General features: G+C 62.1%; 13 protein-coding genes. 8 read left to right on the top strand and 5 right to left on the bottom strand.

Translation table 11 applies throughout. The annotated features are described in order from the left end of the window. The 4 genes from QCE62_RS29350 to QCE62_RS29335 all read right to left on the bottom strand — a co-directional run bounded on the left by QCE62_RS29350 (position 1) and on the right by QCE62_RS29335 (position 6,087). Positions 1–2,592: a fimbria/pilus outer membrane usher protein gene (locus QCE62_RS29350; RefSeq protein WP_309925995.1), complete on the bottom strand. Its 2,592-nt coding sequence runs from the start codon at positions 2,590–2,592 to the stop codon at positions 1–3. A 175-nt stretch (positions 2,593–2,767) separates the two neighbouring features. After that, the gene (locus tag QCE62_RS29345) at positions 2,768–3,508 is read right to left on the bottom strand and encodes a fimbria/pilus periplasmic chaperone (RefSeq protein WP_309925994.1); all 741 of its coding nucleotides are present in this window, start codon (positions 3,506–3,508) and stop codon (positions 2,768–2,770) included. 111 nt (positions 3,509–3,619) lie between these two features. Beyond that, the gene (locus tag QCE62_RS29340; RefSeq protein ID WP_309925992.1) at positions 3,620–4,171 is read right to left on the bottom strand and encodes a fimbrial protein; all 552 of its coding nucleotides are present in this window, start codon (positions 4,169–4,171) and stop codon (positions 3,620–3,622) included. A gap of 419 nt (positions 4,172–4,590) precedes the next feature. Then, on the bottom strand, positions 4,591–6,087 hold the full coding sequence (locus QCE62_RS29335) for a PLP-dependent aminotransferase family protein (RefSeq protein WP_309925990.1): 1,497 nt from the start codon (positions 6,085–6,087) through the stop codon (positions 4,591–4,593). A 200-nt stretch (positions 6,088–6,287) separates the two neighbouring features. On the opposite strand from QCE62_RS29335, the gene QCE62_RS29330 reads away from it, so the two are divergent. From QCE62_RS29330 to QCE62_RS29310, 5 genes are all read left to right on the top strand, one after another. Continuing rightward, entirely contained in the window at positions 6,288–7,397 is a 1,110-nt protein-coding gene (locus QCE62_RS29330) for an ABC transporter ATP-binding protein (RefSeq protein WP_309925988.1), read from the top strand. A gap of 72 nt (positions 7,398–7,469) precedes the next feature. Further along, on the top strand, positions 7,470–8,504 hold the full coding sequence (locus QCE62_RS29325) for an ABC transporter substrate-binding protein (protein ID WP_309925987.1): 1,035 nt from the start codon (positions 7,470–7,472) through the stop codon (positions 8,502–8,504). Positions 8,505–8,579: 75 nt separating this feature from the next. After that, entirely contained in the window at positions 8,580–9,842 is a 1,263-nt protein-coding gene (locus QCE62_RS29320; RefSeq protein ID WP_309927497.1) for an ABC transporter permease, read from the top strand. Positions 9,843–9,855: 13 nt separating this feature from the next. Beyond that, positions 9,856–10,692 (top strand): ABC transporter permease, encoded by an 837-nt coding sequence (locus QCE62_RS29315; RefSeq protein ID WP_309925985.1) that lies wholly within the window; start codon positions 9,856–9,858, stop codon positions 10,690–10,692. Positions 10,693–10,946: 254 nt separating this feature from the next. Then, the gene (locus QCE62_RS29310) at positions 10,947–11,414 is read left to right on the top strand and encodes a DUF3331 domain-containing protein (RefSeq protein ID WP_309925983.1); all 468 of its coding nucleotides are present in this window, start codon (positions 10,947–10,949) and stop codon (positions 11,412–11,414) included. A 32-nt stretch (positions 11,415–11,446) separates the two neighbouring features. On the opposite strand, the gene QCE62_RS29305 is transcribed toward QCE62_RS29310, so the two are convergent. After that, complete coding sequence (locus tag QCE62_RS29305) at positions 11,447–12,061, bottom strand: NAD(P)-dependent oxidoreductase (protein WP_309927496.1); 615 nt, start codon at positions 12,059–12,061, stop codon at positions 11,447–11,449. 442 nt (positions 12,062–12,503) lie between these two features. On the opposite strand from QCE62_RS29305, the gene QCE62_RS29300 reads away from it, so the two are divergent. The 3 genes from QCE62_RS29300 (at position 12,504) to bcsD (ending at position 13,695) form a co-directional block, all read left to right on the top strand. Continuing rightward, positions 12,504–12,701 (top strand): hypothetical protein, encoded by a 198-nt coding sequence (locus QCE62_RS29300; protein WP_309925982.1) that lies wholly within the window; start codon positions 12,504–12,506, stop codon positions 12,699–12,701. A 193-nt stretch (positions 12,702–12,894) separates the two neighbouring features. Continuing rightward, positions 12,895–13,119 (top strand): hypothetical protein, encoded by a 225-nt coding sequence (locus QCE62_RS29295; protein ID WP_309925980.1) that lies wholly within the window; start codon positions 12,895–12,897, stop codon positions 13,117–13,119. Positions 13,120–13,239: 120 nt separating this feature from the next. Continuing rightward, positions 13,240–13,695 (top strand): cellulose biosynthesis protein BcsD, encoded by a 456-nt coding sequence (gene bcsD / locus QCE62_RS29290; protein ID WP_309925978.1) that lies wholly within the window; start codon positions 13,240–13,242, stop codon positions 13,693–13,695. The last annotated feature ends 55 nt before the right edge of the window (positions 13,696–13,750 follow it).

The following is a 13,750-nucleotide window of genomic DNA, read 5'->3' as shown; positions in this document are numbered from 1 at the left end:
TTATCCGCAGACGCCATCGGAAATGGCCAGTGAAGCTGGCTGCTTGTTCTTTTGCATCGGCGGCAATTGATAACGCACCGCGCACGTCTGATTCGGCGAGTCACCCCATTTGACATGCATCCTGCCCTCGTCGATCTTCAGACCAGTCGCAATAATTCGACTTCCCTGCGCCACCACACCAACGTTGTCGCCCTTGTCGTCGAACACTTGCGAGCCGAACGGAAGCGGCTTGCCATCCGGCTGGGTGACGTGCATCACTGCCGCGCGGCCGGTATCTTCCGTGTCGAACTTCAATGCCACCACCGCGCCCGCAGTGGGCGCCGAACGCTGCACCGTCGACTTCAGCATGACGTTGATCGGCAGGCCCTTCGGGTCGATTTCGACATCGTTGTTCGAGTACGGCTGCATGCCCGAGACGACCGCATGCCCCCACGGATCGACGCGCAGCCCCGCGCCGCTCGCGACACGCGCGCCGGCTGCGTCCTTCGCTTCGACAATGCCGATGGTTTCCGCCATGTTCGGCGTGAACGCGACGCCGCCCTTCCAGGCCACCACGCCACCCGACACCCCCGCGCCGACTTGCGAATAGTTGCGCCCCGTGCTGCCGTTCAAGGTCATTTGCGCGAACGGCGCCACGTAGCCCAGGTTGCCGCCGACGGTGGTGGCGCTCGAGCCGGCATTGCCGCCATCGCTGTAATTGGCATTGACGCCGTATGACAAAGCGCCGTCGGTGCCCAGGGTTCCGTTGACCGACTCCTGCATGCTGTAGGCGCGATTCGCCGAGTCATACTGGAAGTTGGTCGACGAGACCGGCGCGCGTGCGCCCAGGCCCAGCGGAATCATCACGTTGAACATCACGCGGTTATCCCACTTGTTCGTGTTGACGACGAATTGCCGCACGAACGACGCGCCGTACGTGATCCGCTTCCAGCTGTTCGAATAGCCGATCTGAAGCTGCGTATCCTGCCCCGAACGATTCCAGTAGTTGGCAATGGAGCCGATGGCATAGGCCGAGCCATACCGGCCATTGGATCCCAGCGCCTGATTGACCGTGAACTGCATGCGCGACTTCTGCCGCGCCGTCATCTGGTCGGGATTGCCGGTCTCGTATAGCTGCCGCATGACCATCGCGTCCGACAGGCTATAGAAGCCGTTCGTCGAATAGCGATAGGCCGCGATCGCAATATTCGTATTGGTCGGCTGAAGCAGCTGGCTGTAGCTCAGCCGGAAGCTCATGCCGTTGTGCGTGCCGACCCGCTTGAAACTCGCGGTCGCGTGAGTCGCGTCGAAACCGAAGGCGCCGATCCGCGTATTGATCGCGGCGCCCATCATGCCGGCAAAGTATTGATCGGCGCCCGTGAAGCCGCCATAAAGCGTCAGCAGGTTGCTGATGCCATGCTGCACCGTCATTTGCGAAACGAACGGATGAATGTCGAGCGATGCATCGCGATACTGGCCGATGGTGGCGCTATAACGCGTGATCCCCGGCCGCAGTGCGTTGACCGCCGCTGCATAGGGCACGGTAGACGTGTGCTGCGTCCCGTCGGCCTCGGTCACGATCACATCGAGATTGCCGCCGTAGCCCGTGGGATACAGATCGGTCAGTTCGAATGCGCCAGGCGCGACCGTGGTTTCGTAAATGATGTTGCCGCCCTGCCGCACCTGCACGCGCGCATTGCTGTTCGCGATGCCGCGCACGATCGGCGCATAGCCGCGCTGCGACTCGGGATACATGCGGTCGTCGGTTCCCAGCGTGACACCGCGCACGCCATAGCTGTCGAACAGGGCGCCATCCGTGAAGGTGTCGCCGAGCGTGAGCTGGCTCTTGATGTCGCTGAACCCGCGCTGCGCGTAGGTCTGCACCGTCTGATAATGCGTGCCCGCCGAGCTGGAGCTGTTCAGGTTGCCCTGGTAGCGGAACCGCCACGCCCCTGCGTTCAGGCCGCCCGTCACGCCGAGATACTGTGAATCGTTCGTGAAGCCGCCGGCCGTGCTGTGGTAGGCGTTCGCGTTGTACTGGAGCGTGGCAGCGGGAATGCCGTTGTCCCAATACTTCGGGTCCACGTAACCGCGTGCACGGCTGAACATCACGATTTGCGGAATGCTGACATCCAGCCGCTGCTCGCCGCCGTCGAACGACGCGAACGCGCTCGGAATCAGGTCCGACAGCGCGAAACACGCGCCCTTTCCGGCGGCACCCTCGGCGCCGCCCTCCGCCGCGGCGAGCTTTGCAGCCGACTCGGGCGAGAGCTTCCTGAGATCCACGCCGATCCGCTCCAGCAAATCGCTGTTGAAGCACGGCCGGACTTCGCCCGAACCCGGTCCGATTTCGCGGATATCGACGTCGAACTTTCCGCGCCACATGTCGTTGACGAACGTCTCGGCCCGGTAGGTACCGGGAAGGACTTGCTGGCCCTTGTTGAATCGGGAAATATCGACTTTCTCGCCGCTGCCCGAATCGAGAAACTGGTCATTGAATTCGACCTGCGAGAGTTTCATCGATTCATCCGCCAGCGCCTGGGCACTGACACCCATCGCGGCAATTGCCTGTAGCGTCACCACGCTGATCGGTCTTTTCGACAGACCGAACATTTGAGTTCTTCCGAATTGCATAGGGATAGGTACTTCGAACAAAAGGCTGGACGGAAATCCGCGCATGCCTTCGTTCCAGCACGCTACGCTTTGCTACGGATTCAGACGTGAAGGACCACCCCGGCGCCCAACCTCTTGCCGGGAAGTCATTGGAGAAATTCGTTGAATAAAACGCTCAGGGCGCCAGCCGCGATTCGCCATGCTGCGGTCCGCCGTAATCATTGATGACAGTCCAGGCGACCTTGCCGGAACTCGGCACATCACCTTTAAGCGGAAAGTCCTTTGTCTCGCCGGGCGCAACCATGCCGCCATCAATGAAAGACGCAGTACGCGTGCCGTCCGAGTACGAGACGCTGTCGAACGAAACGTGATACTCCGTGGGATTCGACGCCTCGATCATCGTCTTCCCGTGGTCCTGCTTCAGATGCCACACGACCTGTCCCGCAGCATCGACAGGCTGCTTCTGGAGTGCGGAAGGGCGATAGAAGAACTTGATGCGCGTGCGGAAAGCCAGCTGCAATTGATTCGCGGAGGCTGCCTCGCCCGTGGCTTTGGGCGGAACTTCCAGAACATTCAAATAAAAGATTGACTCTTTGTTTGCAGGCAATGGCTCACCGGCAAACATGATGCGCAGGGTCTGCGACTTGGTGGGGTCGATCCGCATCAGCGGAGGCGTAATGGTGAACGGCACCTCGATGGTATCCGGCTGGGCATCCGGGTCGCCCTTGTCGAGCCAGACCTTCACGAGGCCCGGAACCTTGCCATTATTCGTGAGCTTGACCGTGACTTCGGGTTCGCTCTGGTTATAAACGACCCGCGTACCCGCGATGACCACCGAAGCATGCGCGCAGACAGAAAATCCCCACACCACAACAAATGAAGTCGCGATTCTTGCCAGTTTCTTTGCCAGTTTCATGGTGACGATGCAACACCTAACCTCAAGCTGATTACAAACAGGCGGGCAACCAAGCCCGCCCGCCTTTCGGCGAACCGTCAGATAAGCCGGTCCGTCTTCAGGAAAACCGATTTACTGGTAGTCGATGCTGTACACGACGGACGAGTTGGCCGCGCCTGCCGTGGTCTGGCCGGTGGCGTAGTAGCGTGCGATGTAATACAGCGTGGCCTGGCCCGAGGAAATGTCCACCGGCTTCGAGTTCTGCAGGTCGCTTGCGTAACCCACCTTGATCTGCGTGCCGTCCTGGTTCAACAGTTCGAGCTTGACGTTCTCTGCACCACCCGGCTGCACGATCAGGCGACCGTCGACCGGATCAACCGTTGCGCCTGCCTGATAGAACACCGCCGCCTTCGAGTGACCCGACACCGGCGTGCAGTTCTTCAGCGCGATCTTGTAGCTGGTGTCGCCAGCGGTGATCTTGCCGGAAGCGCCCGTCAGGTCGCGCGTCTGAACCTTCGGCAGCGCAACCGTGCCGTCGGCCGAACCGCCGCCGTTGACATCGGTGTCGCACGTTCCGGCAATCAGTTCACCGTTGAACTGGATCGTGCCTGCATCGGCAAATGCGCCCGCGGCGGCCGTACCCAAAATACCAGCGACAAGCGCAGAGACAGCAATCTTCTTCATTTCCTATTACTCCAATCGATTATTAACATCTGGTGTTTCCAGTGTCGTCGTTTTCTAATAGACCAGGTGGTGATCTATCATTACCCACACCTTAACCCCGGGGTCGCGATTTCAATGCCACTCGTCCCAGATTTCTCCTAAGTTGATTCGGATGACCAAGTAACGAGTACAAAAGCATGAAACGCGGAACGAATGATGCAATATCCGATCGATTTTTGTTACCCGATCTTTCCTACTATTTGATTCCGCAGCAAGAGAGATCGCCATTACAGGATAAGTCTTATGCAAGACGAGTGAAAATCAACAGCCAGTTGTCCGATAACTCTCTTAACCCGCTGCCGATTCGTCTGTATCGCTTGATAGGCTGCATCGGTCTATTCTTATTGCATGCGAGAAAGCATGCGTTTGTTCCGACTCACTCAGCGACCGAAAGCCATCGCCGCCGGCGCCAGTGCGCGCTCGATCACATCCGCGAGACGCGCAAAGTTGGGCGCGATCTCTGCGTTGGGCACGCAGGCATAGCCCAGCATCAGGCCGCGCAGCGCCTCGTCCTGCTTCAGGTAGTAGTTGACGAGCGGACGCGTCACCACGCCCGCGGCGAGCGCCTCGGCGGCGATGACCCGGTCATCGGCATGGCGCGGTAGCTCGAGCACGAAGTGCAGTCCGGCTTCGTCGCCGCGCACCGGCAGTGCATCGCCGAAGCGGGCGCGAATCGCATTGATCAGCAACTCGCGCCGTTCGCCGTATAGCCCGCGCATGCGCCGCACGTGTGAAGTGAGATGGCCGTCCAGGATGAATTCGGTCAGCACCGCCTGCTGCATCAGCTGCCCTTCGCGATACAACTCGGCCACGCCGGTGCGGAAGGAATCGACGAGATCGTCCGGCACGACCATATAGCCCATCCGCAAGCCGGGATACAGCATCTTCCCCAGGCTGCCGACGTAGATGACCTGGCCGGACTCGTCGAGTCCCTGCAGCGAGGACAACGGCCGGCTGCCGTAGCGGAACTCGCTGTCGTAGTCGTCCTCGATGATCCACACCTTGTGCTGACGCGCGAATTCCAGCAGCGCGCGACGCCGCGCCAGCGTCATCACCATGCCGAGCGGATATTGATGCGAAGGCGTCACCAGCGCGACCCTCGGCGGATCGGCCATGTCGCGCGCGCCAGGATTGAGCCCTTCCGCGTCGACAGGAACCGGTGCGAGCGTCAGCCCCGATGACTGCAGCACGCTGCGCACGCCCCAGTAGCACGGTTCCTCGACCCATGCGCGATCGCCGAAATCGGTGAGCAGGCGCACGGCGAGGTCGATCGACTGATGAATCCCCGTCGTGATGATGATCTGGTCGGGCTGGCACTTCACCGAGCGCGCGACCCGCAGGTAGTCCGACAACGCGCGGCGCAGCGGCCGGTAGCCGCCGCCAGGCGCATAGGTGAGCAGATCGGGACTTGGACGCTTCCAGAGCTTTGCCTGCAGGCGGCTCCAGGTGCGCGCCGGAAACTCCGCGACGTCCGGCACGCCCGGCATGAACGCGCCCCACTGCTTCGGCGACACGCCTGCCTGTGCGATCAGCCGCTCGCCACGGCGCGAGATGGCGCTGGGCGGCTTGGCCTCGTCCGGACGCGGCGGGCTGGCCGCGCCGTCGCGCGGCGCGGTGTCGGCGACATAGGTGCCGCTGCCGGTCGCCGAGCTCACGTAGCCTTCGGCCGTCAGCTGGTCGTAGACGTGCAGCACGGTATTGCGCGCGATGCCGAGATCGATCGCCAGCGTGCGCGAACTCGGCAGCTTGGTGCCGGGCGCGAGCTGGCTCGTCAGGATGGCCTGCTGCATCAGCTCGAGCATCTGGCGATACATCGGCTCGGCGGCCGAGCGGTCGAGCCGCGCGCTCAGCCAGTCGGCCAGGATGATGGTGTCCATGCGCCTCTCTCCTCTTTTTCTTTGCCTCACCGCCGACGCGCAAGCCGCCTCAAGTGGTTCCATTCTGAATATTGAAATGGCTCCCCATTGTAGAACCGTGCCGGGCTATAGTTATCCGAAGCAAGAGAAAAAATTTCCGGGTATCTCCGTATGCCCGGCGGATAAGGAAGCCACCAGAATTTCCGAAGGGAGACACGACGATGAAATCCGATCAGGTGATCGTCAGCTTTCGCGGGGTGAGGAAGACTTACGACGGCGAGACGCTCGTCGTCAAGTCGCTCGATCTCGACATCTACCAGGGCGAATTCCTCACGCTGCTCGGTCCGTCCGGCTCCGGCAAGACCACCTGTCTGATGATGCTCGCGGGCTTCGAGTTTCCGACCGGCGGCGAGATCTGGCTCGACGGCAAGCTGCTCAACAAAGTGCCGCCGCACAAGCGCGACATCGGCATGGTGTTTCAGAACTACGCGCTGTTTCCTCATCTCTCGGTCCAGCAGAACGTCGACTATCCGCTGTCGGTGCGCAGGATGTCCGCCGAAGAACGCGCGCATCGCGTCGACAACGCACTCAGGATGGTGCGCATGGAGAGTTTCGCGAAGCGCTATCCGGCGCAGCTCTCCGGCGGTCAGCAGCAGCGCATCGCACTGGCGCGCGCGCTCGTGTTCGAACCCAAGCTCGTATTGATGGACGAGCCGCTCGGCGCGCTCGACAAGCAATTGCGCGAGCACATGCAGATCGAACTGAAGGCGCTGCACGAGAAACTCGGCGTCACCTTCGTCTATGTCACGCACGACCAGGGCGAGGCGCTCACGATGTCGGACCGCGTCGCGGTGTTCGACAAGGGCATCGTCCAGCAGCTCGACACCGTCGATCATCTTTATGAAGCGCCGTGCAACGAGTTCGTCGCCAACTTCATCGGCGACAGCAACCGGCTGCGCGGCACCATCGAACAGGCTCAAGGCGACTACTGCGCCATCCGCCTCGCCGACGGCACCCGCCTCTCCGGCCTGAACATCGCGAACGCCAAGCCGGGCGCGCCAGCCGTCGCGTGCATCCGGCCCGAGCGCATGACCCTCACGCACGGCAAAGGCAATGGCAATAGCCACGCGAACGGCAACAGCAACGCGCTGTCCGGCGAGGCGCGCAGCCTGATCTATTTCGGCGACCACGTGCGCATGCGCTGCGGCGTGCGCGAGCAGGACGAATGCTTCGTCAAGGTGCCGCTCGGCACCGCCGCGCTCGACGCATTCACGCCCGGCGCGCCCGTCGCGCTCGAATTCGCGCCCGAGCATCTGCGCGTGTTCGCCTGAACTTTCCAGCCACACGTTGTGCCGTCCAACCGCAAGTCCATCGATAAAACCAGGCAGACAGAGGAAACCATCATGAAGAAGTTCGCACTGTGTTCCATCACGGCCGCGCTCGCGTGCGCGTCGGCAGCGTCGGGCGCGGCGGAAATCACCGTCGTCAACTTCGGCGGCGCCAATGGCGACGCCCAGAAGGTCGCATTCAACCAGCCCTTCGAGCAGTCGAGCAAGAACAAGGTCACGGCGGTCGAGTACAACGGCGAACAGGCCAAGGTCAAGGCGATGGTCGAAGCCAAGCACGTGAACTGGGACGTGGTCGAAGTCGAATCGGGCGACCTCGGACGCGGCTGCGACGAAGGCCTGTATGAAAAGCTCGACTGGTCGAAGATCGCGAAGAAATCGGATCTCGTGCCCGAGTCGCCGGCGACTTGCGGCGTCGGCTTCTTCGTGTGGTCGACGGCGCTCGCCTATAACGCCGACAAGCTCAAGACCGCGCCGACCGGCTGGGCCGATTTCTGGGACACGAAGAAATTCCCCGGCAAGCGGGCCATGCGCAAGGGCGCGCGCTACAACCTCGAGTTCGCGCTGATGGCCGACGGCGTCGCGCCGAAGGACGTGTACAAGGTGCTCGGCACGAAGGCCGGCGCGGATCGCGCGTTCAAGAAGCTCGACGAACTGAAGCCGAGCATCCAGTGGTGGGAGGCCGGCGCGCAGCCGCCGCAATTCCTGGTCGCCGGGGACGTGGTGATGTCCACCGCCTATAACGGCCGCATCGACGCCGCGCGCAAGGAAGGCAAGAACCTCAAGGTCGTGTGGAACGGCAGCATCTACGACCTCGACTACTGGGCCATTCCGAAGGGCTCGCCGAACAAGGACGTGGCGACGCAGTTCATCGCGTATTCGGTCTCGCAGAAGCCGCAGGAAACGTATGCGAAGAACATTGCCTACGGTCCGGTGAACAAGGCGGCGATCTCCGCGCTCGACGCGAAGACCAAGGCGGACATGCCGAACTCGCCGGAGAACGCGAAGAACGCGGTGCTGCAGGACATGGCGTTCTGGACCGACCATGGCGACGAACTCGAGCAGCGGTTCACCGCGTGGGCGACGAAGTAAGCGCGCAACCGTGAAACCGACGGCTGCGCTGGCAGGACGAAGCGCGGCCGGGAAGGAGACATCCCCGTGCATACCATGACGATCCCCGCGGAAGACGCGCTTGAATCGAGCGCGCGTCTGAAACGCGAACTGAAGATCGCCGACGCGAAGAAGCGCGCGATGGCCCTTGCGCTCATCGCGCCGCTCGCACTCTTCCTGTTCCTGATTTTCGTGGTGCCGATCGCCGCGCTGCTCACGCGCGCGATCGAGAATCCGGAAGTCGCGAATGCGCTGCCGCACACGGGCGCCGTGCTCAAGAAGTGGGACCGCAAGACGGCGCCGCCGGACGAAGCCTATGCCGCGCTCGCGCAGGATCTGACGGCCATCCAGGAAGGCGATTCGATGGGCGCGCTCGCGCGCCGCCTCAACACCGAGATTCCCGGCTATCGCTCGCTGGTCGCCAAGACCGCGCGGGCGATGCCGCTCACCGGCGACGACGGCAAGCCGCTCGCCGCGCCGCAGATCAAGGCGAAGATCGTCGAGCTCGACGAGCGCTGGAACGATCCCGCGTACTGGCAGGCCATCGCGAAGAACGCCGGGCGCTATTCGCCGTTCTACGTGCTCGCGTCGCTCGATCACAAGCAGGACGGCTTCGGCAACCTCGTCCATGCCGATCCCGACCAGTCCATCTATCTGAACGTCTTCGCGAGGACCTTCGTGATCGGCGTGGGCGTGACACTGTTCGCGCTGCTGCTCGGCTATCCGCTCGCCTACTGGATCTCGACACTGCCCGCGCGCCGCGCGAACCTCGTCATGGTGCTCGTGCTGATCCCGTTCTGGACTTCCGTGCTGGTGCGCGTAGCCGCGTGGATCGTGCTGTTGCAGAGCGAGGGACTGGTGAACAAGGCGCTGATCGGCAGCGGGCTGATCGGCTCGCCGCTCGCGCTGCTGTTCAACCGTGTCGGCGTTTATATCTCGATGACGCACATCCTGCTGCCGTTCATGATCCTGCCGCTCTACAGCGTGATGAAGTCGGTGCCGCCGAGCTACCAGCGCGCGGCGGTGTCGCTGGGCAGTCATCCGTTTGCGGCCTTCTGGCGCGTATACGTGCCGCAGACGTATCCGGGCATCGGCGCGGGCGTGCTGCTCACGTTCATTCTGGCGATCGGCTACTACATCACGCCGGCCCTGCTCGGCGGACCGAACGACCAGATGGTCAGCTACTACATCGCCTACTTCACCAACGTGACGATCAACTGGGGCATGGCGTGCGCGCTCGGCGCACTGCTGCTCGCCGCGACGCTGCTCCTCTATGTCGTCTACGGCCGCTTCACGCGCTCGAACGTGAGCCTGGGCTGACTGGGAACGCCACATGAAACTCGCCAAACCGATGTTCGCGCCGCACACGTCCGCCATCGAACGCGTCTGGTACTTCGCATTGCGGATCCTCTGTGTGCTGACGCTGCTGTATCTGATCCTGCCGGTGCTCGCCATCGTGCCGCTGTCGTTCTCGTCGAGCACCTTCCTCGTCTATCCGATTCCCGGCTGGTCGATGCGCTGGTATCACAACCTCGTCATGTCCGACGAGTGGCGCATGGCGGCGAAGAACAGCTTCATCGTGGCGCCTTCGGCGACGCTGGTGGCGACCATTCTCGGCACGCTCGCCGCGGTCGGGCTGACCAAGGCGAACTTCATCGGCAAGAGCCTGCTGATGGCCGTCCTGATTTCGCCGATGATCGTGCCGGTGATCGTCGTGGGCGTCGGCATGTATCTGTTCTTCGCGCCGCTCGGCATCGCGAACACGTACTTCGGGCTGATCCTCGCGCATGCGGCCCTGGGCGTGCCGTTCGTCGTGACGACGGTCGGCGCGACGCTGCAGAACTTCAACCACAACCTCGTGCGCGCGAGTCAGTCGCTGGGCGCCGGCCCGCTGCGCACGTTCTTCAAGGTGACGCTGCCGGTGATTGCGCCGGGCGTGATCTCCGGCGCGCTGTTCGCCTTCGCGACCTCGTTCGATGAAGTCGTCGTCACGCTCTTTCTCGCCGGCGCTGACCAGACCACCTTGCCGCGGCAGATGTTCACCGGCATCCGCGAGAACATCAGCCCGACCATCGCGGCGCTTGCCACGATCCTGATCGTCTTCTCGACGAGCCTGCTGCTGGCGCTGGAATGGTTGCGCGGCCGCGCTGCGGCGCGGGCCGTTGCCTGACACAGCGAGACTCGCTGTCGGCAGGCTGTCTCGTCCGACATTCGAACTTTTAAGCTTACAGAAGGCTTTTCCCTGGCATCGTTGATGCGGAGGACAGACGCCTGGAAATCGCGTAAAGTCCTGTCGCGCAAGGCTTTTTCACACTACCGTTCGATTATTCGCATCGACGGGATAGTGTATTCACTGATGCAGCCTTTATCGGAATATGCTTAATGACGTACGTTCTAGGTCGAGTCAAAGCCTGGAACATTGCCATGACAGCTTTTTCGAAGAGAGCGGACCCGTGGTCACAGACGGTTCACCTGCTCGAGGCGGCGCCCCAAGACGTCGCCCGCACCGCGCCATCTCAGAAATCCGCACGCATCGAGAGTTCGTTTCTCGAGCGCCTCACGCGCGACTGGAACCGTACGCATCCGCAGCAGGTGGATCGCGGTCTGCCGTATCCGCAAGCCATCGTTCGGGTGATCGAACGCCCGAGCAGCGCGACGGCGCTCGTCTACTGGTCTGATCCCGGCACCTGCCATTACGGCTATCAGGGCTGGCGCGCGACGACCGCGACGAGTGAAGGCGTGTGCTCGCTGTCGGGAATGCCGATTCATCGCGGGGATCAGGTGTATCGGCCGTCGCAACGCGATCCGAAGCCGCAGAACGCCGCCGCGATGATTCTCGCGGCAGCGATGCCGAAGAACAGCGAGGAAGTCGAAGTCGACATGCACGGCTAGGCGCAGCCTGCCGTCGTGACCGAACGCGCGCGTCAGTATCCGACTGTGATGCGCTGCTTGATGTGCGCGTGCGATTCGAACTCGTCGAGAAAGGCGATGGCGTAGTCGTCGAACGTGATCCAGCTGCGGCCGTTGCTGTCGACCAGCAGCTCGTCGACGCCGAGCCGGTAGCGTTGCGTGCGCGCGCCCGGAACGAATTCCGCCGACGGCGAAATAAAGGTCCAGTCGATGTCGCGCTGGCCGCGCAGGGCGTCGAGGAACATGGCGCCGGCTGTCGCTTCCGGCTTCCAGTCGGCGGGAAAATCCGGCGCGTCGAGCACGCGTTGACCGGGCGCGGCATAGAGGCTCCCCGCGCCGCCCACCACGAGCAGGCGGCGCACGCCCGCGCGCTTCACCGGTTCCACGATCGCTTCCGCCGGAACCCCGCTGAACGGCATCGCGCTGAATACCGCGTCGTGCCCGGAGATTACGCTGGAAAGTGCATCGGCATCGAGCGCGTCGACGTTACGGGCGGTGACGCCGGAGCGTGTCTCGACGCCCGAGGTATCGCGGGCGAGCGCGGTGACCGTGTGCCCACGCCGCAACGTTTCGTCAAGCAGACGGCTGCCCACCTTCCCCGTTGCTCCGATAATCGCGATTGTGCTCATTGCCATCGACTCCTTTTTTCGAGGGCATTCGCCCCGAAACACGTACAAGTGTTCGCTTTGTGATAAGACGACATAAACTGAGACGCTCAAACCATTCGGGTGAGCGTTTGTTGTGCCTGCTGCTGAAATAGCAGAATCAACGCATTCATACCACGTTTTCAGCATTTACATGGCGAGCAGTTTTAACGCAAATTCCGGGCCGAATTTCACCTGTTCAAGAGATAGTGCCGCGCGCTCTTCATAAGGCTTGAGCGCCGTCCCCCGCCCGCTACGCCGTTAAACTGGAAAGCCCCGTGCTCCATCTGAAATGGGCCTCGTGGCGATACCGGCGCGCTTCACGCAGCGATTTCAGATTGAGTTTCCAATACGGCAGTCGCCAAATTGTCATCGCGTTGGTTTATATTGCAGTTCCTCGCCGCTCCATTACCGGAAGGAGTTAATCGTGAAGAATCCGCAATTGCAGGGTGCCATCGAAGGACGCGAAAATCCGGCAGGCGAATCCGGCTACGAGCCGATCCCGGCCCGCGCCGTCCCCAAGGAGTCCGCCGCAGATTCCGGCTACTCCGATTCCCTGGACATCCCGCTCAATTACGGCATTGTGATGGACGCTGTCAGGGACGCCGTCCGCGCAAACCTGTAAGCGTCACGAAACCCATCTGAAGCGTCCCGGTCGGGGCGCTTTTTTTTTGGCCCGTTCAAGCGCTAATTTCGAGCGCCTTCCATTTTTCTCATACAAATCATTCTGTTGCAGATCGGCACGGGAAAAGTCGGGCGAAATTTCCGTCGTTAGCCAGTCGGGCTCCGCGCCATGCGGTACAGCCAAAAGTCAATCCGTGCGAATCACCGTGAAGCCCTTCAGCGCTGAATTAACGGAGTGGTACACTGCCGCCGCCTTTGCGGGTGCACGTCAAAAAGTGCGTGATGGTTGTCGAATTTTCGTTCAGGTCAGCGCGGGTCAAATGTCCAAACTGGACGGCCTGTTGCGTCTTAATTGGTCAATTCGCCAAAAAAATCTCCTGCTAGTGTTTCTACTGGCGAAAAAATCAGCATTGAGATAAGTTCAGTCGTGTACTCGCGCCTGGACAACCGTCCGGATCAATGCTCTCGGTCAAGAGTTGTCCGCCAAGGACGTAAACAATGACTAATCACGTGGCGCGCGTGCGCCCAGCCGACTACACATGGCCGCTATCTTTGAACACCTGCTGGACAGCCACACCTCTCGCCAATGGCGCGGGCTTCTGTCCGCGCTCGCCGATGAATTCGAAGCGCAAATCGGGCGCACCGAACTGCGCCAGCTGATGCATCGCGTCGGCAGCCGCTTCGCGGACGCACGGCCGCTGCCGTCCTGCAATTCCACAGCCGAACTGGCAGAAGCGCTCAACGCGCAGTGGCGCGATGCCGACTGGGGCTTCGTCGAACTCACCGACGAGCGCGATCACCTGAGCATCGTCCATTACTGCGCGCCGCTGCCGGCTTTCGGTGAAAGCGCGCTCGCGTGGACGCCGGCGTTCCTGGAAGGCGCGTATCAGCAGTGGCTCGCCGCGCTTGGCGCGCAGGGCCTTGCCGTACGGCAGGCAGGCGAATTCGGCGACGACACCGCCATCGAGTTCAGGCTCGCACGCACCGTGGTTTGACGAGAACCCCGGAATCACCGACCGCCGCCTCGAAGCGACGGCTCAAGCCCCCTGT

Origin of the sequence: Caballeronia sp. LZ033 (assembly GCF_031451265.1) — a bacterium.
Classification (GTDB): Bacteria; Pseudomonadota; Gammaproteobacteria; order Burkholderiales; family Burkholderiaceae; genus Caballeronia.
The sequence above is the reverse complement of the archived record's forward strand: the minus strand, read 5'-3'. Positions and strand labels throughout refer to the sequence as shown.